Source organism: Levilactobacillus andaensis (assembly GCF_016861695.1).
Lineage (GTDB): Bacteria > Bacillota > Bacilli > Lactobacillales > Lactobacillaceae > Levilactobacillus > Levilactobacillus andaensis.
On record NZ_BOLP01000006.1, the window covers coordinates 29247 to 52733 of the forward strand.

The following is a 23487-nucleotide window of genomic DNA, read 5'->3' on the forward strand; positions in this document are numbered from 1 at the left end:
AAATAGTCGCACTCCGGCTGCCAGGGATTCCGCCTGCTGTGGGGACGCTTCAGCCTGGAAGAACACCAGTCTTCTCGCTCCCCCCCTGGCCTCCTCCAGCTCAAATTGATCTCACCACTACATTGAGTAGATTCCAGAAACACTAAAACTTTGTCAGCGGCTCGTTCATTGCCAATGGGACATCTCTAGTGGTTGGCGGTAACCATACTAGATGCATTACCACAAGCCCTGACATACCACGTAATTCATGGTCACCTTGATTCCCATCAGATGTCAGTCAAACTTATCACAAACAACAATCAATTCAACCATCTCAATAACTATCTTCACACAAAAGAAGCGCCTCACCAACCCTAATCGTTGGTGAAGCGCTTCTTTTGCTTCTAAGCTGTGACTCGAATCGTTGTCAGCCCTGACCGATTCAAGATTTATGTTGTATTTTTACTTTAAAGCGTCAACAGACCAGTCGTCTGACTAGTTTGTGGATGATTACTTTAAACAATTACTGGTAGTCGTAGGCTGTTGGGCACAGAATCCTGTGGATGGCCTCTTAAGCCGAGCGGTTTTCTCGACTTTAGAAGTCTGGCCAAGCTTTAAGACTCGCTTTTTGAGGCTTAAAGTCGCCCTGAAGACTCGTGTTTTTCGAGGCTTCAGGTCTGCCTCACAGGATGGCGTGCCCAGCAGCCGGAGACGGCTAAACCAAGTGATTATTTCAAGTTAACATCCGCGCCGGCGACGTCGATGGTGAGTGGGTCGCCGCTGATCAGCTTGAAGTGAGGACCATCAGCGTGAACACTGACTTCGATCAAGCGACCATGGAAGACCTGACGGAACGTGTAGCTAGTCCAAGTCTTAGGCAAGAATGGATCAAAGTGGAGCTTGCCATTACGAACCCGCATACCAGCGAAGCCTTGAACAACGGCAATCCAGCCACCGGTCATGGCCGTGATGTGCAAGCCATCCGTGGTGTCATTGTTGTAGTTGTCCAGGTCCAACCGTGCCGTCCGTGAGTACAATTCGACGGCCTTGTCTTCGTAGCCCAAGTCGGAAGCCAAGACAGAGTGAATGGCTGGTGACAGGCTAGATTCATGAACCGTCAGTGGTTCGTAGAAGTCGAAGTTGGCCTTCTTTTGAGCTTGCGTGTAATCGTCGATAAAGTCCCAGATACCTTGGAGCACGTCCCCTTGCTTGATGTAAGGCGAACGTAAAATTTTATCCCATGACCAGTGTTGGTTGATTGGCCGTTGGTCGGCAGGAATCGAACTGGCTGGTTCGATATCCTTGTCGAGGAACCCGTCGTGTTGAACAAAGATATTTAAGTCCTTGTCATATGGCAGGTACATCCGGTCGACAATGTCTTGCCACTTAGCCTTTTCTTCATCAGAAACGTTAAGCTTCTTGGCAGTTTCCTTGTCGACTTGGCCCAAGATCTCCAGCGTGTACTTCAACGTCCATTGGGCCAGCATGTTCGTGTCCCAGTTGTTGTCGACGTTGTTTTCATATTCGTCAGCACCCGTGACCCCGTGGATCATGTACTGCTGGTTCCGCTTGCTAAAGTGAACCCGGTCGGCCCAGAAGCGAGACATTTCGCTCAGGACTTTGGCCCCTTCATGCAAGACGTAGCTGGTATCGCCGGTGTAACGCGTGTAGTTGTAAATGGCGAACGCAATGTCCCCATTCCGGTGAATTTCTTCGAAAGTAATTTCCCATTCGTTATGGCATTCGATCCCGTCAAACGTGACCATTGGGAACAGTGCCCCATTTAAGCCTTGTTCCTTAGCGTTGATGTAGGCGCCATCGAGTTGCTTGTAGCGGTACATCAACAGGTTGCGGGTAACCTCTGGATTCGTGATCCCGAGGTAAACGGGAACGGCGAAGGCTTCGGTATCCCAGTAGGTCGCGCCACCGTACTTTTCGCCGGTGAACCCTTTTGGCCCAATGTTCAAACGAGAATCTTTCCCATAGTAAGTGGAGAAGAGTTGGAACAGATTGAAGCGAATCCCCTGTTGCGATTCGTCGTCACCCTTGATGATGACGTCGGACTTTTCCCAACGGGCAGCCCAGACATCGGTGTGGGCTTGGAGAAGATCGTCGTAGCTTTCCTGGGCAACCTTGTCGCTCAGGTCATGCATAGCGGCGGTCAATTTTTCTTGCGTGTCGTAATCACGAGAGGTCACGACGATAACCCGCTTTTCCAGCTGGGTTGCGGCTTGGGGGGCTAAGCTGCCGGTATAAGCCGTGACAACTTCCTTATCATTCGGCTGGGTAACGGCGACATTGCTGAGGTCCGTGACCATCCGCATTTCCATGCCAGAAGTGAATTGTGGCGTGCCAAATGGGTTTGGCGTGGTCTTAGCAACGATGCTCCCGCTATCGGCTTGTTGGTCGGTCGCTAAGACGTCCCAGAAGCGTTCGTCGTAGTTGGCTTCTTCGTTCTTAACGTCGGCGTCAATGCTTGGCTTGATGGTGATGTCAACGTTGGTGTCGCTGAGGTTCTTGACACTGACCCGTTGAACAGAAAGCTGTTGTTGGCTAACACTTAAGAACCGTTCGAATTTGAAGGCAACCCGCGTCTTGCCCCGTTCGAGGGTAAATGACCGGGTCAACACGGCCGACTTCATGTCGAGGTCCAGCGTGAAGTCGCTGATTTGATCCTTGGCAAGGTCGATGGGATCACCGTTGACCTCAATTGGTAATTTGATGAAATTGACGGCGTTGACAACCTTCCCAAAGTACTTCGGATAGCCGTTCTTCCACCAGCCGACCCGGGTCTTATCTGGATACCAGACACCACCCAAGTAGATACCTTGGAGGGAGTCGCCACTGTAACCTTCTTCAAAGTCACCACGCATCCCCATGTATTCATTACCAAGACTGGTCATGGATTCCTGGAGGCGCTTATCTTTGGGGTCAAACGTGTGGGTAATAACGTTCCACGGTTGCACTTCAAAAATTCGTTTCATGCTAAACATTCTCCTTTTCTACGATTCGACTGCGGGTTGCGACCAATGATGCCGGCACAATCCCTATTGTAAATTTTAATTGACTAAAGTAAGTTAACGCATGCTGTTCGCACTACGGCTCAGATTGTATTTAACCACAACAACTATTGAAAAGCCTACGCCTTGTACATTACTGTCCAAACGATAACAACTTTTAAAATTACTCTTTCGGTTGTCATAGAACTCAAACGTAAGCCGAGAGGCCGTCAAATATAGGCTCAGGCGCGTCGTTCTGCTTAGTCAGCGTTCTTGGCTGGCTTAGCAGAACGACCAAGCTTGAAGACTCGTGGTTTTCGAGGTTTCAAGTTGTGTCCGCACCGTTCCAGCCTATATTTGACGGCCGGTAAGGCGAAATAACCACTAGGTCGCCCAATTTTAGTACGTTTCTCAATGGAATGTGCTTGTGACGACCAAACGCTAACATCGACCCATACAACTCGTATCAGTTAATGTTAACGTCTGTGGTTTTCTTTTTAATTCACGCTAAGCGCGGTAAGTTTCCTTGATGGCGAAGACAGACAAGGCACCAACGGCCATGACGATCCCACCTAACAAGAACATGTTGGCTTGGGCACCACCCAATAATGGGAACAGTGCGAAGCTGGCTAACGAAGCCACGATTTGTGGCAAACAGATTGATCCGTTGAACAAGCCCAAGTAAGTCCCCATGTGCGCACCGGATAAGGCGTTGGTAACCATGGTCAATGGGTAAGTGTTCATCGCAGCCCAAGCAATCCCAACCAAGATGAAGGAAACGATCAAGGCGTATTGATTGTGCAGGAAGAAGACGGAGATAAATCCAAGGGCACCTAAGCCCAAGCTACCAGCGTAACCCAACTTGTGGAATTTGTTAGGTAACTTAGCTAACAGGTATGACCAAGCAACGGCAGCGATAGATTGTACGGCGGCCAAGACCCCGTACCAGTTCCCAGCAGCCTGATAACCAGCAGAAGCGGCGTTCGTCGTGTGCCAAACGTTAGAAGCAATGGCACCGGCTGAGTAAGTCCAAAGGTATTGGAAGGCAACCCAGCAGAAGAATTGAACTAAGGTAACGGTCCAGAAGACCTTTGGGGCGGACTTCAGTAACGTCCACCAGTTCCCACCTTCAGCGTTATCTTCCTTGGTGATCCCATGGTATTTCGCATAAGTATCTGGATCGTATTCCTTGACCCGGAAAATGGTAAACAGACTCGTGATGACCAAGAGAACGGCACCCACGTAGAAGGCAACCTTAACCGTTGAAGGAACGACACCCTTGCTGGCCGTGTTGGCGATCCCAATAGCGGCGAACAAGAATGGCAAGATGGCGGCTAAAACGGCACCCGTGTTGGATAAGAAACTTTGAATCCCGTAAGCGTAACTCTTCTGGTCATCGTTGACCATGTCCCCAACCATCATCTTGAATGGTTGCATAGCAACGTTAGACGACAAGTCCAGGAAGGCCACGGTGATGGCCCCGAAGAGCAAGGCCGCTAATGAGGCATAACCAAAGCCCATACTTCCTGAATTTGGCAACAGACACATCACGATAACCGCGACGATGGTCCCGAGTAACAGGTAAGGCAACCGGCGACCACCAAATTTTGGTGCCCAAGTCCGGTCGGAATAATACCCAACGATTGGTTGAACAATTAATCCAGCCAGCGGTGGCAAAATGAAGAACCACCCTAAACTGTTCGGGTCAGCCCCAATGGTCTGGAAAATCCGACTCATTTGGGAACTCTGTAATGTAAAGGCGGTTTGGACACCTAAATAACCAAAGTTGATCATCCAAATCGTGCTAGCAGACAGTGTTGGCAAACCACTTTTATGCTTTTCAGTTGGTGTAGTGGTTGCTGTAGCTGCGTTTTCTGACATACGACTACCTCCTCAAACTCATTCATATCTTTTGAAATATAATGGCAAATCACTTAAGTACATGTGTTATTATGGCACCGCTTTCATTTTAATGCAACCGTTTGCGCAAAACTTTTTTTCAAGAATCGGTCTACTTTTTCCAAGCCGTGACAATTAAAAAAGGCCCGCCCGTTGGCTTCACCGCCAATCGAACCGACCTCAAAAATTTATTTAATTTCGTATGGAATTTTAATCTGACCGGGTGTTGCCGTTTCCAATGGCTCGCGGTCGCTGAACAATAAGGCCACGGTTGCTGACCCCATCTTCTCCGGGAACAAATTGACCGAGTGTAAATCCGCATCGGTCAAGCCGGCCGGTAGTGACTGGTTGAAGCTGACGATGGGAAAGTGCCGCACGCCGAACTGTTCACGCACCAACCGATAAAATTCAATCGCGTTGAAGTCGTCGGTCGCCATGATCCCATCAATTTCTGGATGTTGTTTGATGAAGCGACTGACGCGGTCGAGTGCCCCCAACTTACAGGTCAAGGGTTCGACGTTAAAACTAGCGGCGACCCGTTCGTAACCGGCGCGGCGTTGCTCCTCATAGGCCCAGTCATGACTGGATTCAACGAAGACCGGATGCTTGACGCCCAACTGATTCAAGAGAAAATTGGCGCCCCCGATACCAGCCTGGAGGTTATCGTTGTCAACAAAGTAGTCGTTGGCGTTGTCGACTGGTTGACCAATCGTCACAAACCGCAGTTGGTTTTGTCGCAAGAAGTTGGCGATGGGATCGTCTTTGTGCGCGTAGAAAAGGATGAACCGCTTGATTTTCCCCTGGGCAACCATCGACTTGACGTTTTTTAACAGGTCATCGGCCGTTTTACTGATGGCTACGGACAACACATAATGCCGCTCAACCAACTCCGCATTGATTCCCCGCAACAAGTCAATGTAGAAGGGATTCTCCGGCTGGCTGTGCTCAGCGGTCGGAAAGACGACCCCCACGGCGTTCGCTTCCCCGGCAGTTAGATTTTTGGCGTTATAGTTTGGTAAATACCCCTCAGCGGCGGCTAACGCCTGAATGCGTTCACGAGTCGCCTGGCTGATACGCGGATTATTATTAAGCGCCCGCGAGGCAGTCGAGACCGACACCCCCGCCTTGGCAGCAATATCACGGATAGTTAACATTTTAATTTCGAAGCTCCTTATACGCTTAGACAGTTCCGGACGTCGACCACGAGATAACCACATCATCCCCGTTACCACTTGGCCTGACAAACGGCTGAAACTCGGGCCATTGCGCTTAAACTGACTGGCTGGCCACCATACTCTTAATGCTTTAAATCTTACCATACAAGCGCCCCCATTGAAACTCTTTCCCATACGGGCCGAACGATTGACCCCCGTTTTGTTCGGTAAGCTTCTTTGGCTGGTGAAAATTCAGATTGATTAGATATGGCCGTGCTCCGGCTGCCAGGGATTCCGCCTGCTGTGGGGACGCTTCAGCCTGGAAAACCACCAGTCTTCTCGCTCGCTTTTAAGCCGCGAAGAGAGTGGGACAGAAGGCGGTTAGTCAATGAGCATTAACGTCGATAGACGAATAATCCCGGTCTTGGATTGTTTGTCTATCGGGGTTAAGCGGAGTTGACTGCCTTTTGTCGCACGTTTCCACAATATACGTTCGGAGCGCAAAACGGGTCTGGCCGCATCCCTGGCCTCCTCCGGCTCTGAATGTGCTTCGACATAACAGCCGTTTAGCCCACTTGAAATTCCCCCGCCAATATCATTGTCAATAGTACTCTCCCATTGATTCAGCCCACATACTGGCAAGACATTTGGCATAATCAGGTTTCAACTGCAGATAGAAAAGACGTTGTGACTATCCAAAACGGACAATCGCAACGCCTGCTTTTATTGAAAATTTTATTTCTCGTTCCTTTGCGTTTTGCCGTGGCGCGTTGTGATGCCGGCATCGGGATTCAGCGGCAGGGTCGTCACAAATTGACTCCCTTGAGGCTGGTTTTCCTTGACCGTAATTGTGCCGTGGTGGAGATTGACGATCCAATGGGCGATCGATAGGCCGAGCCCGTTGCCCCCAGTTTGACGACTACGAGAGGTGTCGACCCGATAGAATCGGTCAAAGATCCGTTGCCGGTCACCGGCCTTGATGCCGATACCCTGGTCGGCCACAATCAGCTGCCATTTCCGCCCGACCAACTTAGCCGAAATCGTAATGGTGCTGTCGCGGGGCGAGTATTTCAACGCATTATCGATCAAAATATTCATGAGTTGGTGAATCAAGCTCTGATCCAGCGTAGCCTTAAAATCAGTCACGGGGGACAAGACCAGCTTCTTCCCCTGACTCGCGGCAATTTCGGTATACGGTTCCACGGTCTGCGTCAAAAATGGCACCACGTGGGTGACCTCAAAGTTCGTCTGGAGCGTGTTGGAGTCAGAACGGGCTAACGCCAGTAGATCCTGCGTCAGCTTCTGCAACCGTTGACTTTCACTATTGGCAATGGCGATATTTTCCGCCTGGTCGATGATTTTATCGTTCGGCTTTGTCAGTAGGATCTCCAGCTTGTTTTGGATGATGGTCAGGGGCGTCCGCAACTCGTGCGCCGCATTCCCGACGAACTCGGTCTGACGACCCCATGACTTCAAAATTGGCCGCATGGTCATCCGCGACATCCAAATGCTCATGATGATCGACAGGAGCCAGAAGACGCCCATGGTGATCAACATGACCCGCACGAAGTTACTCATGGCGGCCTTTTGTGGATCAATATTTTCCATAATTAAAAGATACCGCCCGGCAACCGATTTATCCGTGTTACTCTTGGGCACTTTCACCAGTAATGTTCGGAAATTATACTTGCCACCCACCACAATGGTATGTAGCTGGCCAACCTGGGTCTGATTCAAGGTGATTCCCCGCAAAGTGTCATAGCGCGACCCCAGTTGAGACTTATTCATAATTTTCCCAGCATCGTCAAAAATCAAGGTGGTCGTGATAAACGGATGAATCGTCTGTTTTTGTGCCTGCATCGCCTGCTGGTTATGCTGCGAGAACGGCTGGAGTTTGTTCGTATTTTGCTTGGGTGGTCCCGCCAGCCGAGCCGAACGTTCCACGCGGAGTGCCTGGTCCGTACTAGTCAACATGGCCCGCCTAAACAGCACGAACACGATGACCCCCAGCAGGATAAAGATGATGGTGAAACCAATAAAACTGCTGAGAAACAAGCGTCGCCGCTGGGCCCGATTGACCTTATTGCTCATCTGGCGCCTCCACAATGTAACCCGCATTACGAATGGTCCGCAATGACAGGTCACTGCCGGCGTGCTTGAGCTCCTTTCGCAGGTTACTCATATACACCTCGACCACGGAGAGACTGGTCTCCGAGTCAAAACCCCAAAGACGATTAAAAATTTGCTCCTTGGTGATGATTGTTCCGGGATTGGCGATGAGGTATGCGAGCAAGTCAAACTCCCGCCCCTTGAGCGTCAACGGCTCACCGTTAAACGTCGCCAAGTGCCGGCTAGTATTGATTTCCAGCTGGCCTAAAGTAATGGTGTCACTATCATTCAGGTGACCGGTACGCTTCAGCAGCGCCTTCATCCGGGCAAGTAACTCTTCTCGGTGAAATGGCTTGGTCACGTAATCGTCGGCACCATCATTGAAGCCCCGTAATTTATCGGCAATCGTATCTTTGGCGGTCAAAATCAATACGGGCGTCTTCACACCCTTACTGCGAATATGCAGCAACAGGTCCAGCCCACTCTCGCCGGGCAACATCAGGTCCAAGATAATGGCGTCAAAGACATCTTGACTCGCCAAAAACTCTCCCTGTTCCCCATCAAATGCGGTCGTGGTTTCACAAATCGGTTTAATCAGTTCAACAATGTCCGCGGATAATTCGCGCTCATCTTCGACAACTAATACTTTCGCTGTGGTCGGCAACGGGCATTCCTCCTTTAAAATCTCTCGAATTTTTCTCTTGGGTGGTCTTCGTCTCCGGTGGTCAAACGTTCCGCCCCGTGAGGCAGACCTGAAGCCTCAAAAAACATGAGTCTTCAGGGCGACTTTGAGCCTCACAAAACGAGTCTCAAAGCTCGGCCTGTGTTCTAAGGCCGACAAAACCGGTCGGTCTAAGAACACCGACACCGGGCTACGCATTTGACCACCTACGACTACGACGACCACCATGGGAAAATTCAGCATATTTTCTCGTAGCAACTGAGGCCTCAGCTACAGCAGAATTTTTTTCACTTATTTCTGGCTACTATTCTTAGTTGTAAACCCAAAAGTTAACTAACTTTATTTCTTATCCCATGTTGTCAAAAAAATCACTCGCACTCTTACTACAGTATAAACATGTCCGCAACACTAGTCACGACACAATTGCTTTCACCCAGTTCTACTGGACATTAACGACCAAACTGGGTAAACACTTTTCGCCACTCCATTCTATACAACTAGTGACAGTTTAGCACCCAAAACTTCCATTTAATTTTACAGTCTACAGATTCAACGATAACGGAACCTTAAGCTCTCCCGTCTACCATAGCGATATGTAAAAATTTTGTAACGCTGAATAATTTAATATACCGCCGAATTGGCATAAATTCATCTGGGAAACCAACTACAACTAGAATTAAACCTTCTAAATTGGAAAAATCCAATCAGAGCCGGAGGCGGCCAGGGATGGAGCCAGCCGTATCGACGCTGTTTGTCGGGGTTCTTTCCCGGCTTACAGCGTGGGACGACCTCGAAGACACGTGCTTTTCGTGGCTTTGAGGCGAGCCGGAAGCCCGCTTCTTAGGCTGGAGGCGTTCCCCATGGCAGGCGGAATCCCTGGATGCCGCAGTGCGGCCGTTTTACACTGTCGTTAAAGCTTATGTTTTGTCACCTAACTAAAGGCTAAGTTTTTGCCAAGATTAACCCGTTGTTCACGGAACTGTTCGAAAAGTGCGGTAGACTTTTGTCAAAGCAGTCTGCATGGTATTCTATTAAGGACAGACATCTTGATTGTCATTAACGGAGGGGTTTTCATGAAGCAGCAGCGAAACACCCTCACGGCGCTAAGAGTCAGCCGTTGGGTGTATTTGGGGGCATTTTTCGTACCACTTGCCATCATGGTCGTTATCTTCTGGCAACTAAAGATCACGCCATTCGGCAACCGAAATTTGATGTTTAGTGACATGGGGGCGCAGTACGTTCCGATTCTGGAATATCTGCGGTCGACCGTCACGACGGGACAGTTCCATTTATTTTCATTTTCATCGGGGACGGGCAGCGGGATCATCCCGTTACTCACGTACTACGTGATCAGTCCGTTTAACTTGTTAATTTTTCTTTTTCCGGCGGCGAAACTACCGCTGGCGGTCACCTGGATCGTCATTTTAAAAATCAGTACGATTGGGTTGACCATGGCCATCTTCATCCGGCACGCCTTTTTACGGAGCGGCTGGTCGTTGATTCTCTTCTCCACCGCATTCAGTCTGTGTGGCTTTACCGCCATGTATTTCTACGACATCATGTGGCTGGACGCCTTGATTTGGCTCCCCTTAGTTGCGTTAGGGTTGCATCGGTTAGTCAGTCTGCACCATTATGGTCTGTATACGTTAAGCCTCACCGCAACTATCATTTCCAACTATTACATGGGTTACATGACCTGCCTCTTTTCGGTGATGTACTTCATCTATTTAGTCATTGAACATCAGCCGACCGCCACACCATTTAAAGAGGTTTGGCGGATGCACTGGGCGGCGATTCGGCAATTCTTGATTGGGTCGGTGCTCGCTGGGGGCATGGCCATGATTGTCTTGATTCCAACGGCGATGGGCATGTTACTGACCGGAAAGAGTACCGTCTTCATCAACAACTACTTGCCAACGCCACTCTTTGGGCCAGAAGTTCTGGCGCAATTTGGTCTCGGCAGCAGCAATTATGTCACTCACCTGTACCACGCACCAAGCCTGTTTATGGGTACCTTGATGTTTTTACTTTTAATCGTTTACTTCGTCTCACCAAAGATTCTGGCGGTCGAAAAACGCCGGACAATGTGGTTACTCATCGCCATGGGGTTAGGGTTACTGATCACCCTCTTCAACACCGCTTGGCACATGTTCCAACAACCAGCCGGCTTCCCGTTCCGTAACGTCTACTTCTTCACGTTCCTGGCGTTAACGGCGGCCTACCGTGCTTGGCAAACGCACCCGGCTCAGACCATGAACGACCCGCAAAAGGTCCTCGCGCTGGTCTGGGGGGCCGGCTTACTGACCATCGGCTACTTATCCGCCCAGGTCATCCCCCGTATTTGGGAACGGGCGTTGCCTAGCTACAACAACGAACTCTACCTGCAAAGTCAGCCTGATTTTCATTTGCTATGGCTGTCCTTGGCCCTCTTATTGGTCAACACGATGCTCCTATTCGTGAGCGAATGGCGGCCCATCCGAATCGGTCTCCTAGGGATCATCATTTCATTTGAGTTGGGTGGTAACTTTCTGGCGGCCACTCATGGCATCAGCTTCGGCTCACAGACCCAATTTGAAAAATATTACCAAAAGGATGCCGCCATGTTGAGCAAGGTCACGGCCACTAAGCGTAAACCGAACCTGCATCGCGTCGAGTTCCTGCATTCCCAGATTGGTGCGGCCTATAGTGGCGCGTACAACCACTATAATGACCCGCTACTTTACGGGTATGCCGGAAACAGCTCGTATAGCTCGACGTTGATTGAACAGGCACGGGTCTTCCAACACGACCTGGGTTACTTTAGCCCTAACGTTCGCCGGATCAGTTCTCAGGGCTACACGCACCTGACCGACACGCTGTTCGGGATTAAATATCGGCTAAACGCAAACAAAAAGCCGGTCGTCAATGAGCTCAACTCTTATGCGGGTATCGGCTTTGCCGTGCCGGATAAGTTGGCCCACCTGAAATTAGCCGACCAACAGGCGCTGACCAATCAGCAACGCGTTCTCACTGCCCTTGGCGCACCCAAGGATACGCTAGCACCAGTCTCCGTGCTCAAGGTGACCACCAAACGTGCCGGTGTGGCGGACCTCGCGGCGATTCCTAAGCGCACCCAGTTGCCCGGGCCGCGGTATCTCCAAACAGTTACCGTCCGGGTCAACGCAACCGGCCTGTTGCATGGCTATTCGCCATCTGACACGGTGATCTACTCCAGCTTAAAGGTCAATGGCAAGAAGGCGAAACCCCTGGTCAACGCCGATGGTTTCCGCTACATCATTAACTTTGGCGAACATACCAAGGGAACGGTCATGACCATCAGTTACATCACACGGGAACCCGCGGCAGGCGCCAGCAACCAGTTTGCCACGCTCAATCAGGCGAAATACCTGAAGCTGGTCGACAGCTTGAAACGGCAACGCTACAAGCTTCGTGTCAACAGTGGTGTCACTTGGATCTCCGGCGATGTCACGGGTACGGCCAACCGTAAGCTGTTGTACGTTTCGATTCCGGATACACCGGGCTGGACGGCCAAGGTCAACGGGAAGCCAGTTGCTATCAAGTCCGTCATGCACGCTGAATCCCTGATTCCCGTCAAACAGACGTATAAGGGCATGATTGGCGTTCCACTGAAATCGGGAACCAACCATGTCACCCTGACCTATCAGACGCCAGGGCTCAAAATTGGGGCCTTGATCAGTCTGCTCAGCGGTGTCCTGTTCCTGCTCTTCTGGTTCACGGTCGAATGGTTACGCCCCGTGGGCAAGCATCATCACAATGAATAATTTTTCTTGGGGACGGTGACGCTGGTTACCGTCCTTTTGTATTGACTACTAAAGGTTGAAAGATGAAATACCTGTCTCGTCCCAGTATCCGTAAACATTTGCACCATTAAATTAGTGTAGATTTGCCGCACTCCGGCTCTGATTGTGTTTTACCACGACAACAGTCGAAAAACCTGGAGACTTAGCACTTTCGGTCCAATCGATAACGACTGTTACAGTCATTATCTCCGTCGTCTACACACACTGTGTAAGCCGAGAGACCGGCAGATATGGGCTCAGGCGCGTCGTTCTACTTAGCTGGCGATCCTTGCCGGCTTAGTAGAAAACCAAGCTTGTAGACTCGGCTTTTTCGAGGCTTCAAGTTGCGTTCGCACCGTTCCAGCCCATATCTGCCGGCCGGTAAGGCGAAGGTCATACTAGGTTGCCTAAATTCTGTTCACAAAAAAATCGGCTCACTGGCCGATTTTTTTATTACCCTATTTCAGTGTTTCTCGATTGCTTGCGGCGATGACCACCAGACAGTTCGAACTTATTTTGTAACATCGCGGATCAGGCCGGTCGTTAGGAAGACCAGGCCCGCCACTAACATGACTAACGTTCCCCACCAGAAGAGGCTGTGAATCTGAACCGGCCAGCCGAGTGCGGCGTTTAGGACGATTAAGACCAGCCCCAGCCAAAACGACAAACTACGATAGAACCGTCGATTGAAGATCATCGAAGCCGCCCCCTTTTGCCTACAATTATAAGGGACAATTAGTCAAACAGGTGAACTTTCTCATCGGTTAGGACAACTAAGTTCGGTTACTTAACTTAACGGCTATTCTGCCGGCCGAACCTTCGACTTATCGACCTGCCCCTTCCGTACACGATCCATGTAGAACCGCAGTAGGAATGGTGCGAGCAGCGTGGCAACAATGATGGCCGCCACGATCGCCGAGTAGCGAACCGGCGACATCAATTTGGCCTGATACCCAATCTGGGCAATGATCAGTGCCATTTCACCCCGGGAGACCATCCCGGCCCCCACGGCCATCGAACTGCCCCAGTGAAAACCAGCCAGCTTGGCACCCAGACCAGCGCCCAGTTGCTTGGTCAGCACCGCCACAATTGTCAGGACCACGATGAAGCCGATTTGGTTACCCAGCCCCTTGAAGTCCATGTTGAGCCCAATGCTGACGAAGAACACCGGGATAAACAGCGCGTAGCCAATGGGCTCAATGTGCCGGTCCACGGTCGATTTCGCCGACGTCTGGGAAATGGCGATACCGGCGAAGAAGGCCCCAACAACGTTGCTTAGACCCACTAATTCGGCCACGTACGCCATCCCGAAACACAGGATAACGGCCATCAGCGTCGCGCCCATTGGAATCATTAGGCGATTACCAATCTTGACCAGGTACGGTGCCACCCACCGCACGACAAAGTAAATGGCGGCGAAGTAGATGATTTGTTCAAACGTTGTCAAAAGGAGGCTGCTGGACGCCGCGGCGCCATCTGCGACCGCCGTCCCCGTTGTGCTGACCAACACACTTAAAATCACCACGGCCAGCACGTCGTCGACGACTGCGGCCCCCAGAATCGTGGTCCCCTCGCGGCTATTCAAGGCGTTCATTTCCTTCAGCACTTCCACGGAGATCGATACGGACGTTGCCGCAAAGATCACGCTGAGAAACATGCTTTCCGTGACGTTCAAATGGTAAAAAATACCGACCAGATATGTTCCGGCCACTGGAATCAAGACCCCCATGATGGCTACCAACACGCTGGGCTTTAAGTAGCGTTTCAGCAGTTGCAGGTCGCTTTCCAGTCCGGCGATGAACATTAAGACGATGACCCCAATTTCCGCAAAGCTTTCCAGGTCATGGGTCAAATGAAGCCAGCCCAAAACGGCCGGTCCCATTAACACCCCAACCACCAACTGACCAATTACGGCCGGAATCCCAATTCGGGTGCTATAATGGCCCACAATCGTTGTTGCCAATAAAATTAACGTTAAATCTCTTAGTAAGTCCACGCGTTTCCTCCTTTGCAAACAAAAAGCGACCGCCAAAAATGGTCCCCCCAACCCAAGGAGGACACCGTTCTTGAAAGCAGTCGCTTCAACCATCATTATTTAGTTAGTTTATATTATACGGTAACTTTCCTAGCAAAGCAAACTTCCCGTTCCGGCCGGGTCATTGGTTAACTTACTGGCGCAGCTTAATTGTAATGCCCTTTTTTTGCCAAAGTAATCACCAAAAGTCCCGTCCAATCATCGAGCCACGCACCGTTGTCCCCCATAACTGCAGATATTTTCGACCGGAAAAAGTTCTCGCCAAAACTTAACTACCTGTTGACCGGCAATCGTGGTAAACTAATAACGATTGTGAGGTGACGCGTGTGAAGTGGCTTGAATCTAATTTAGTCGTGATTTTCTGGGCGGTTATCTTCGGAGAAGTTATTGGTTATATCGGTGGTACGTTGAAACAGATGACCTGGCAACCTATGCAAATTGGTGTCATGATGGCAATTGTTGGCGTGATCGCTGTCAATGGGTGGTTCTTACTCAGTCGTGACGACCAGACTTCGAAGAAATAAGCAGTTCATTAAGCATGACCTAAACAACCAACCTTGGCAGCTGCCAGGGTTTTTATTTCACCCTAAAAGGCCGGACAACTCTTCGTTAGCGAAGAACTGTCTGGCCTTTTGTGTTGTGTCTAAATTACCGCGCTCCGGCTGCCAGGGATTCCAATTTGCGGTCCAGTCGCCTTACCGGCCGGCAGATATGGGCTGGAACGGTGCGGACACAACTTGAAGCCTCGAAAAACGCGAGTCTCCAAGATTGGTCTTCTGCTAAGCCGCCGGAAAACCACCGGCAACCAAGCAGAACGACGCGCCTGAGCCCATATCTGCCGACCTCTCGGCTTACACTTCTGTGGCAACGGTATTCTGAACTCATCTGACTAACCAAAACGGCTAGTACGTCATCAAAACCACATTTATCGCGGCAGAAATCAATCTGAGCCGGAGGAGGCCAGAGATGGAGCCAGCCGTGGAGGTGATGTTAGTTGGCGTTTTTAAGCCAGCTTACATCACGGGCGACTTTGAAGACATGTGTTTTTCATGGCTTCAAAGCGAGCGAGAAGACTGGTGTCCTTCCAGACTGAAGCGTCCCCACAGCAGGCGGAATCTCTGGCAGCCGCAGTGCGACCATTCTTAGTCAGTTCTTCTAGTTATCCTGCGCGCGAATCTGGTTCTTGATGGCGTTCATGTCTTGGTCGAGCTGGTGGACCAGCTCGGCCTTCGCAATCAGTTCCTGACGCAATTCGTCTTGGTGCTGCACGTTCTTTTTATAACTCAATTCATGTTCCAAAGACGCCCAGAAATTCATCGCAATCGTGCGAATCTGGACCTCGACTGTGACTTCATCCACGCCAGCGTCCAAATAGACCGGCACGGCCAGAATCAAATGCAGGCTACGGTAACCATTAGGCTTAGGATTCGTCACGTAGTCCTTGCGCCGTAAAATTTTGATGTCCGGCTGCTTGGCTAACCGGCGTTCCATCGCGACCATGTCGTCTTCGAAGCGCACGATAATGCGGATGCCGGCAATGTCGTGCATCTGCTTAGGCAACGTGTCGAAGTTAAAATCGAAGTGTTTGCGTTGCACCTTTTCCAAGATACTTTCCGGCGACTTGATTCGCGACTGCAAACTATCGACCAGCGTATGCCCGTGTTGAATCTGATATTCCTGGTCGAGGTAGTGAATCTTGGTGGTCACGACCTGAACGGCGCTGTTGTAGTTCAGCATCAGCGACCGGAAGCGGTCAATGGCTTCCAGCGAAGTCGGGTCATTTGGAAATTGTGTCGGTAAACTCTGTGCGGGTAAATTCGTGTTCGTCATTATTCTCTCCTAATTAGCCTGCTGACTGCGCCAATGCCGAATGTCCGGCACCAGCCACCACAGTAGTAGGAAATTCAGTAACAGAGTGATTGCCGTAAACGTAAAGACCCCATTATAGTTGAACCAGTTGGCTACTAAGCCCCCCAGCATGGCACCGAACATACTGCCCAATGCTTGAAACGATTGATTCCAACTAAATACCGTCCCCGTTAAGGAATGCGGTGAGTTCTTGGTCAGCATCGTTTGCACGGCTGGGAACAAGGCCCCGTCGGAAACACCGATCATGAACCGGAAGACTCCCAGTAGCCAAACGCTCGAGACGAACCCTTGGGGGAAGTACATGAGCACGGCAAATACATAGCCGAAGACGAGGACACGCTGAGTCCCGCGACGGTCGCCGTACTCCCCTAATTTAGGCGCAGCTAGTAACGTTGACAGTCCTGGCAATGCCGCAATGATTCCGGCAACCAACGTAATTGGCCCGGTATTGTTCATCAACTGTTTAACATACAGACTGATAATTGGCGTGATGGAGTTGTTCCCCATCTGAATGATCATGGTCGAGACCAGCAGCACAATAATCAGTGTTGGATTTTCGACCTGCTTTAGGAAACTGCCGGCCTGTGCCTGCTTCTCCTTGGTGATGGGCGTAAAATGTTCGTGCACTAAGGTCGCGCTCAAGAAGAACACGATAATTAGAAAAATCCCGGTGAGTAAAAAGGTCCAGCGAATGGAAAAGACTTGCGCTAAGATCCCACCGAGGACCGGCCCAATCAGGTTCCCACTGACGTAACCGGTCGTCAAGATGCCCAGGGCGTTCCCACTCTTCTCGGGCGGTGTCTCTGCCGCAATCAGGGCGCTGGCATTGGGAATGTAGCCGGCAAAGAACCCTTGTAGGAAACGTAGGCCAATCAATTGCCAAATGTTGGTCACGAACCCCATCAGGCCGATAACAATGGCCATCCCCATTGAGGACCGGAGCAGCATGAGTTTTCGCCCTTTACGATCGGCTAACTTGCCCCACAACGGCGAGACCAGCGCGATGACCAGAAAAGTTGCCGCGTAGGTTGCCCCACTATACATGGTCAACTGGCCCTTAGTAAAGGTCCCTAGATCATCCACATACAACGATAAGAATGGCATGATTTCGCTAAAGCCCATGCCCGCAATAAATGTTCCTAACCATAGAACAGCTAAGTTGCGCCGCCAATGCTCTGACTTTCGTGTTCCCACGACGTAATCGCCTCTTCTTTCTCAAATTCACTGATACTAAACTGAGTTAATCGACCAAGCATGATGCTTTTACAATATTACTTATTAGTTTAGCATAACCGGGCAAGTCCGTTTGGGCGAAAAAAGCGAAGCTGTCTAGGCCTTTTGAAAAAAATTTACAAAAACACTTGTCATTTTTGTAAATGAGTTGCATAATAGGCTCATACATGTGAGACAGTTCACTTTAACTTTATGGAGGTAATTCAGATGGCTCATCGTTTAGACGGAAAAGTTGCAATCGTTACGGGTGGTACTCTTGGTATTGGTTTAGCCATTGCTACCAAGTTTGTTGAAGAAGGCGCCAAGGTTATGATTACTGGTCGCCACAGCGATGTTGGTGAAAAAGCTGCAAAGAGTGTCGGCACACCAGACGTCATTCAATTCTACCAACACGACTCCTCAGACGAAGAAGGTTGGGTAAAATTATTTGACGCAACCGAAAAAGCCTTCGGTCCCGTTTCAACTGTTGTAAACAACGCCGGTATCGCCGTTAACAAGAGCGTTGAAGAAACCACTACCGACGAATGGCGTAAGCAACTCTCCGTCAACTTGGACGGTGTCTTCTTCGGTACTCGTCTCGGAATCAAGCGGATGAAGAACAAGGGCCTCGGTGCTTCCATTATCAACATGTCTTCTATTGAAGGTTTCGTTGGTGACCCTAACTTGGGTGCTTACAACGCTTCTAAGGGTGCCGTTCGGATCATGTCCAAGTCAGCCGCTCTTGACTGTGCTTTGAAGGACTACGATGTTCGGGTCAACACTGTTCACCCAGGTTACATCAAGACACCATTAGTTGATGACCTTCCAGGTGCTGAAGCTGCTATGTCTGACCGGACTAAGACGCCAATGGGCCACATCGGTGAACCTAACGATATCGCCTACATCTGTGTTTACTTGGCTTCCAACGAATCCAAGTTCGCTACTGGTGCCGAATTCGTTGTCGACGGTGGTTACACCGCTCAATAAACCGCATTTAAATTTAAAATTAGAAGGTCGCTGGCTGATGCTGGCGGCCTTTTTTTATCCTAAAAAATCCCCCGCAGCTAATTACCGCGGAGGATTTTTGGACTTCTATTCTACTAAATTGCTTAACCATTAATCCCGATGAACAGTGCCACCAATAAAATAAATAAGACCAGCGTCGTAATTGCCACGTACAGGTGATCGTGTTCCTTGTAGAAGGCGTAGATGGAGACGACGACCCGCAAGACTGGGGTCAGAATGAGACAGTAGACGCCTAACATCATGATGGCATAGGGCCGGAGCTGCCAAGTGCCCACTAAGATCTGGCCCATGCGTCGGGGAACATAACTGCCATTATAGCCGGAAAAACCAGTGATCAGAAACATCACGAGACCAATCAACATGACGATGGCGGAAAAGATGACACCGACCTGTAAGATGCGGCCAATGATTGTTTCCACTTGCGCCATTTCGTTTGCTGTCGATTTATTTTGTGCCATTAGAAATGAACCCCCAATCCCTTAAACAACATCTGCAACCCAATGTATAAAATGATTGGGATAAACACGATGCGAATCCACCGGGCGGGCAAAATTTGCATGATCCGTGAGCCGATCACGGCCCCGACCAAGATTCCCAACGCCATTGGTACGGCGATTCCCGGTAAGATAGCACCGTTAAAGAAGTACACGGTCGCACTGGCCGCCGCAGTGACCCCCATCATCAAGTTGGACGTTGAGCTGGAAGGCTTGAGCGGCATCTTCATAAAGGTATCCATGGCCATGACCTTGAAGGCCCCGGAACCGATTCCGAGTAGCCCACTAGCCACCCCGGCACCAAACATGACAGAGAAACCAGCAGGTACATTTTCCACTTGATAGTCGATGTTCTTATTCTCGGCCTTGTCAAAGTAGGTCCCGTTTAGCTTCAGCTTGGACGCAATCTTATCCGGTTCGACCCGTTGTAAGACTTCCGACCCCCGCCGGAGCTTCCGGTACATATTCCACCCGGAGAAGACCAGCAGGCACCCGAACAAGAGATACAGGTACTTTGGGTCCAACACTCCGGTCAGCAAGGCCCCGACGATGGCCCCCGTGGTCGTCGCAATTTCCAAGAACATGGCGACCCGTAAATTCAACACATTGTCGCGTAAATAAGCAATGGTCGAGCCAGAACTCGTGGCAATGACGGCAATGATACTGGCCCCAATGGCGTATTTAATATTTAATCCCATTCCCAGGGTCAAGATTGGCGTGATGATCATCCCACCGCCGATACCCAGGATCGACCCGGCAATACCCGCGAAAACACCAACGGCCAACATGATTAAGGCTGTTTGAATCATAGCGATTTATCCTCCTCATGAACCAAATTACAAGTTTGATTATCATCTTTTCTGGGGACGGGGGCAACCTTCCGCGGCCACAACTACGTTAGTTTGTTGAACTTTTATCACAATTACAAGTTCAGTCAAATTAGTGTTAGTTTGATTTCCACATCTTCATTGTGAACTATTCTGCTTAATGTTACTTTTAACCGTCACCCTTGATAGCGCCACGCCGCCGTTCCCATAACCCTAACCTGACAACCACTAAACCGGTTACAAAAACAAACGGCCATCCCATACAAAAATAATATGGGATAGCCGTCTATTTTGTATTTCAAATATATTCAATCATCACTTTTTAGCATCAATAACTGTCGATAAACCGCTGCAACAATGGACTTGGCGTAATCTGTTCCGGCCACACTAGCTTCAATGTCGTTCGCCACGGCTGATAGCGGATGGGCCGGACAGCCGTGCCGATACCGCTGACCTCCTCCGCCACCGATTGGGGAACGATGGCGACGCCCATGCGGTTGTTAGCCCACTGAACGGCTGTCCGCGCATCGTCACAGGTACAGGCGATAAACGGCGCCATCTTTTTCTCGGCGAAGGTTGTTTCGAAGAGATGCTCGAAGCGCCGATAAATGATTAACGGCACTGTTGCCAAGTCCTCCACGCGTAACGTGGCGCCCTGAAAGTGATCGTACTTCTGTGGAACGACCGCCGCCATCGACTCGGTCGTCAATTCCTTGCTAGCCAACCCGGGAGCCGTAAACGGCGTACGCACAATGGCGACGTCAATCAGATGTTTGTCCAACCGGTCGATCAGCCCGTAGGTGTTGTCCTCGAACAACCGAATCTGCACCTTGGGATAGTGCCGCGTCAATGTCCGTAACTTGGCGTTGGGCGTGGCCCCAATCGACGAGGAAATGACCCCCACCGAAAGAATGCCGGCTAAGCCCTGCCCCAACGACCGCACCTGACTATCTGCCCGGTCTCGAAGATCCAGCAACTGTTGCGCATAATCTCGTAACAGTTTGCCAGCTGGCGTAAGTGTCGTGCCAGCCGCCGTTCGGTTCAACAGCGTCACGCCCATTTCGGCTTCCAATTGCTTTAACTGATAGCTCAACGGAGGCTGGGCCATATGTAACTGGCGGGCGGCCGCCGTGATTTGCCCGGCATTCGCCACCGCCAGAAAGTATTCTAATTGGCGAAAATTCACAGTCGCCACCTGCCTTTACTTCATTTTTAAGGTAGTCCGGGATCATCCGTTGCGTTGCGACTATCCACTTGATTCTGAGCCTGATTCTGGTACCGATCCTTTACCGGCAACGTTTCTTGCAACAGATATTGCCGAATCAGCAGGACGATCTGCTTATTTTGCGGCAACGCCGAGTGGGTCGTATCGTCCCCGGTCACCGTAATCTGGGTATAGTGGGCAACCTGATTTTGAAAGACGTACTTTCCCTGATTGACACTGTTGGCGGGCACGGTCCCGTCGCTCGAATAGTTCTCGGTCCCGGCAACGGAATACACCGTCAGGGACTTCGGCAACTGTTTCCGGTACTGAATCAATTCCTTTAAAATTGCCGTTTGGGTCGTCGTACTGTCAGACTCCATGTTGTACGGCGTGGCAATCGTCATCAACCGTTCCACTTTAACATCTTTGATCTGACTAAGATAGCGCTCTAAAAATAGGCTCAAGATCAAGCCCCCATTGGAATGGCCCAACGTGGAAAAATGGTTAAAATGATACGTCTTGACCAAATCCTTCATCGCAATATTCAACCACTGGGCCTGCTTCACGATGTTCGCGTAACCGTCACGATTGTTTTCAAAGGCCACAACGATAAAGGGCTGATTGTCCCCCCGCCGAATCGAGCCGGTATAGGAAAGCTGCCCATTCTCTGCGACCTTGACCTTCAACACGCTGTGGGCGGTCTTCGTTTCCTTGCGCAGTTCCTTGATCAACGCGTCAAAGCGATTTTGACTGGCACTGGATCCCGGCACCATGATGGTTGGGTCCAACGGCGTTTTATAATTTGTCTTGTATTGGGTGATCTGTTGCCGCATCCAAGTCATGCTGGGAAGAAATACGGCCAGCACCAAGAGGACACCCACTAACCACCGCCACCAACTATGCCGCATGGTCGTCGCCCCCTTCATGATTGAGCAGCCGCACGAACGGCAGGTAGATCAAGACGGAAAGCGTCAGGCACACCAGACTCAAAACCAGGGCCCGCCAGTCCCCACCGGTCCCCAAATAAGCAATCAACGGTCCCGGTGTTGTCCGGGGAACGGGATAAACAATTGGTGGCACTAATTTCCAGGTCAGCGCAAACCAGGCCAATGTGATATTGACGGCCGGTGCAACCAGAAATGGCACTAACAAGATGGGATTGAATAGCAACGGCAATCCCAACAAGGTTGGCTGATTTAAATTGACCAAGTTGGGCAGAAAGGTCTGGTTCGCGACTCGCCGATAACTGACCTGACGCGACCCAATCCAGATGGCGATGACCAAGGAAAGCGTCATCCCAGCACCCCCAAAGTTGGCGTACGCGTCACCCAGAGTATGTAACGTCACTAAGTTTGGTGCCCCCCAACCGGAACCATGTTGAATGGCATAGGACAAATTCTGTAGTGATGTGACGGAGCTGTTGCCGGCCAAACTCACGGGGCCGACAAACCCGATCCACCACAGAAAGTTGCTGATGGTGGTGACGGCCACAATGACCACGCCTTGGTGTCCAGGATTAGCCACCAGATTGCTCAGAGCCTGATAGACGACCCCATTAATGCCGTACGGCGTCAGGAGGCTCAACCCATACCCCACGGCCACCATGATCAGTAAAATTACGGTCAACGGCCAAATGACTCGGCCGGTCCAAGACGGCTGGCCGAATTGTGGATGGTGCAACCGCCACCGGCTGAACCACGTCATGAGATGACTAGCTCCCCAACCGACGCCCAAGCCAACAATAATTGCCAAAAAGATTCCCTGTGGTCCTAAATTTTCTTCCATAAATTGTGACATGCCGGTCGTCTTACGACCTAGCGCCTGATAATTCACATTTAGCGTTAAAAAAGACAAAGCACTGATAATACCGACAGCCAGGGCATCGCTTCGATAGCTTCGCGCCAGATGATTAGCCGTCATAAATGCTACTGTTACGGCCACTAGCCCGTTAATGACGATGCTGATCACCCGAACCGCCATTCGCCAGACCGCAATGGCTGGTAACCAACTGCCGATATGATAGATTTGAAAGAAAAATCCATCGCTGGCTAAAATACTCTGCCCTAAAACATCAACCACCGTCATCAATAAAATAAACGGGTAAACCACCCGTAGCGCCTCTTTAATGGCCCGAATTGCCCGCCATTGACTGAGCCGTTGATTCAATCCCCATAATTTCCGCAAGGTGTTACACCCCT

General features: G+C 50.5%; 17 protein-coding genes. 3 read left to right on the forward strand and 14 right to left on the reverse strand.

Going from position 1 to position 23487, the window contains the following annotated elements; genetic code table 11:
- Positions 1–707: 707 nt before the first annotated feature.
- The 5 genes from JUF10_RS06305 to JUF10_RS06325 all read right to left on the reverse strand — a co-directional run bounded on the left by JUF10_RS06305 (position 708) and on the right by JUF10_RS06325 (position 8804).
- Positions 708–2963, reverse strand: a complete 2256-nt coding sequence (locus JUF10_RS06305) for a glycoside hydrolase family 65 protein (RefSeq protein WP_203641383.1) — start codon at positions 2961–2963, stop codon at positions 708–710.
- A gap of 522 nt (positions 2964–3485) precedes the next feature.
- Positions 3486–4859: an SLC45 family MFS transporter gene (locus tag JUF10_RS06310; RefSeq protein WP_203641384.1), complete on the reverse strand. Its 1374-nt coding sequence runs from the start codon at positions 4857–4859 to the stop codon at positions 3486–3488.
- Between the two features lie 206 nt (positions 4860–5065).
- Entirely contained in the window at positions 5066–6031 is a 966-nt protein-coding gene (locus JUF10_RS06315) for a LacI family DNA-binding transcriptional regulator (protein WP_203641385.1), read from the reverse strand.
- Between the two features lie 735 nt (positions 6032–6766).
- Complete coding sequence (locus JUF10_RS06320) at positions 6767–8122, reverse strand: sensor histidine kinase (RefSeq protein WP_203641386.1); 1356 nt, start codon at positions 8120–8122, stop codon at positions 6767–6769.
- Entirely contained in the window at positions 8112–8804 is a 693-nt protein-coding gene (locus JUF10_RS06325) for a response regulator transcription factor (RefSeq protein ID WP_203641387.1), read from the reverse strand. The genes JUF10_RS06320 and JUF10_RS06325 overlap by 11 nt, the downstream gene beginning before the upstream one ends.
- Before the next feature lie 1091 nt (positions 8805–9895).
- Here JUF10_RS06325 and JUF10_RS06330 point away from each other — a divergent pair.
- Positions 9896–12604 (forward strand): YfhO family protein, encoded by a 2709-nt coding sequence (locus JUF10_RS06330; RefSeq protein ID WP_203641388.1) that lies wholly within the window; start codon positions 9896–9898, stop codon positions 12602–12604.
- A gap of 529 nt (positions 12605–13133) precedes the next feature.
- Here the strand turns inward: JUF10_RS06330 and JUF10_RS06335 are convergent.
- Positions 13134–13319: a hypothetical protein gene (locus JUF10_RS06335; RefSeq protein ID WP_203641389.1), complete on the reverse strand. Its 186-nt coding sequence runs from the start codon at positions 13317–13319 to the stop codon at positions 13134–13136.
- A gap of 102 nt (positions 13320–13421) precedes the next feature.
- Positions 13422–14618, reverse strand: coding sequence for a cation:proton antiporter (locus JUF10_RS06340; RefSeq protein ID WP_203641390.1), 1197 nt, complete (start codon positions 14616–14618; stop codon positions 13422–13424).
- A 365-nt stretch (positions 14619–14983) separates the two neighbouring features.
- Here JUF10_RS06340 and JUF10_RS06345 point away from each other — a divergent pair, with 365 nt between their 5' ends.
- Positions 14984–15181 carry a YjzD family protein gene (locus JUF10_RS06345; RefSeq protein WP_048734671.1) on the forward strand — a complete coding sequence of 66 codons (198 nt, stop codon included), beginning with the start codon at positions 14984–14986 and terminating at the stop codon, positions 15179–15181.
- Positions 15182–15812: 631 nt separating this feature from the next.
- Here the strand turns inward: JUF10_RS06345 and JUF10_RS06350 are convergent.
- Both JUF10_RS06350 and JUF10_RS06355 read right to left on the reverse strand, forming a co-directional pair.
- Positions 15813–16487 (reverse strand): GTP pyrophosphokinase, encoded by a 675-nt coding sequence (locus JUF10_RS06350; RefSeq protein ID WP_203641391.1) that lies wholly within the window; start codon positions 16485–16487, stop codon positions 15813–15815.
- A gap of 9 nt (positions 16488–16496) precedes the next feature.
- Positions 16497–17720: a multidrug efflux MFS transporter gene (locus JUF10_RS06355; RefSeq protein WP_203641392.1), complete on the reverse strand. Its 1224-nt coding sequence runs from the start codon at positions 17718–17720 to the stop codon at positions 16497–16499.
- Positions 17721–17966: 246 nt separating this feature from the next.
- On the opposite strand from JUF10_RS06355, the gene JUF10_RS06360 reads away from it, so the two are divergent.
- Positions 17967–18725 (forward strand): NADP-dependent (R)-specific alcohol dehydrogenase, encoded by a 759-nt coding sequence (locus tag JUF10_RS06360; protein ID WP_203641393.1) that lies wholly within the window; start codon positions 17967–17969, stop codon positions 18723–18725.
- A gap of 122 nt (positions 18726–18847) precedes the next feature.
- On the opposite strand, the gene JUF10_RS06365 is transcribed toward JUF10_RS06360, so the two are convergent.
- The 5 genes from JUF10_RS06365 to JUF10_RS06385 form a co-directional block, all read right to left on the reverse strand.
- The gene (locus JUF10_RS06365; RefSeq protein ID WP_203641394.1) at positions 18848–19222 is read right to left on the reverse strand and encodes a DUF1634 domain-containing protein; all 375 of its coding nucleotides are present in this window, start codon (positions 19220–19222) and stop codon (positions 18848–18850) included.
- Entirely contained in the window at positions 19222–20067 is an 846-nt protein-coding gene (locus JUF10_RS06370) for a sulfite exporter TauE/SafE family protein (RefSeq protein ID WP_203641395.1), read from the reverse strand. The genes JUF10_RS06365 and JUF10_RS06370 overlap by 1 nt, the downstream gene beginning before the upstream one ends.
- Before the next feature lie 346 nt (positions 20068–20413).
- Positions 20414–21271, reverse strand: a complete 858-nt coding sequence (locus JUF10_RS06375) for a LysR family transcriptional regulator (RefSeq protein WP_203641396.1) — start codon at positions 21269–21271, stop codon at positions 20414–20416.
- A gap of 26 nt (positions 21272–21297) precedes the next feature.
- The gene (locus tag JUF10_RS06380) at positions 21298–22197 is read right to left on the reverse strand and encodes an alpha/beta hydrolase (protein WP_203641397.1); all 900 of its coding nucleotides are present in this window, start codon (positions 22195–22197) and stop codon (positions 21298–21300) included.
- Entirely contained in the window at positions 22187–23473 is a 1287-nt protein-coding gene (locus JUF10_RS06385) for a PTS transporter subunit EIIC (protein ID WP_236008172.1), read from the reverse strand. Before JUF10_RS06385 ends, JUF10_RS06380 begins: the two co-directional genes overlap by 11 nt.
- Between the last annotated feature and the right edge of the window lie 14 nt (positions 23474–23487).

What these genes read in the sequence shown, in the direction of transcription:
- JUF10_RS06305 (WP_203641383.1), bottom strand. Translation starts at nt 2,963, where the DNA reads ATGAAACGAATTTTTGAAGTGCAACCGTGGAACGTTATTACCCACACG.
- JUF10_RS06310 (WP_203641384.1), bottom strand. Translation starts at nt 4,859, where the DNA reads ATGTCAGAAAACGCAGCTACAGCAACCACTACACCAACTGAAAAGCAT.
- JUF10_RS06315 (WP_203641385.1), bottom strand. Translation starts at nt 6,031, where the DNA reads ATGTTAACTATCCGTGATATTGCTGCCAAGGCGGGGGTGTCGGTCTCG.
- JUF10_RS06320 (WP_203641386.1), bottom strand. Translation starts at nt 8,122, where the DNA reads ATGAGCAATAAGGTCAATCGGGCCCAGCGGCGACGCTTGTTTCTCAGC.
- JUF10_RS06330 (WP_203641388.1), top strand. Translation starts at nt 9,896, where the DNA reads ATGAAGCAGCAGCGAAACACCCTCACGGCGCTAAGAGTCAGCCGTTGG.
- JUF10_RS06335 (WP_203641389.1), bottom strand. Translation starts at nt 13,319, where the DNA reads ATGATCTTCAATCGACGGTTCTATCGTAGTTTGTCGTTTTGGCTGGGG.
- JUF10_RS06350 (WP_203641391.1), bottom strand. Translation starts at nt 16,487, where the DNA reads ATGACGAACACGAATTTACCCGCACAGAGTTTACCGACACAATTTCCA.
- JUF10_RS06360 (WP_203641393.1), top strand. Translation starts at nt 17,967, where the DNA reads ATGGCTCATCGTTTAGACGGAAAAGTTGCAATCGTTACGGGTGGTACT.
- JUF10_RS06365 (WP_203641394.1), bottom strand. Translation starts at nt 19,222, where the DNA reads ATGGCACAAAATAAATCGACAGCAAACGAAATGGCGCAAGTGGAAACA.
- JUF10_RS06370 (WP_203641395.1), bottom strand. Translation starts at nt 20,067, where the DNA reads ATGATTCAAACAGCCTTAATCATGTTGGCCGTTGGTGTTTTCGCGGGT.
- JUF10_RS06380 (WP_203641397.1), bottom strand. Translation starts at nt 22,197, where the DNA reads ATGCGGCATAGTTGGTGGCGGTGGTTAGTGGGTGTCCTCTTGGTGCTG.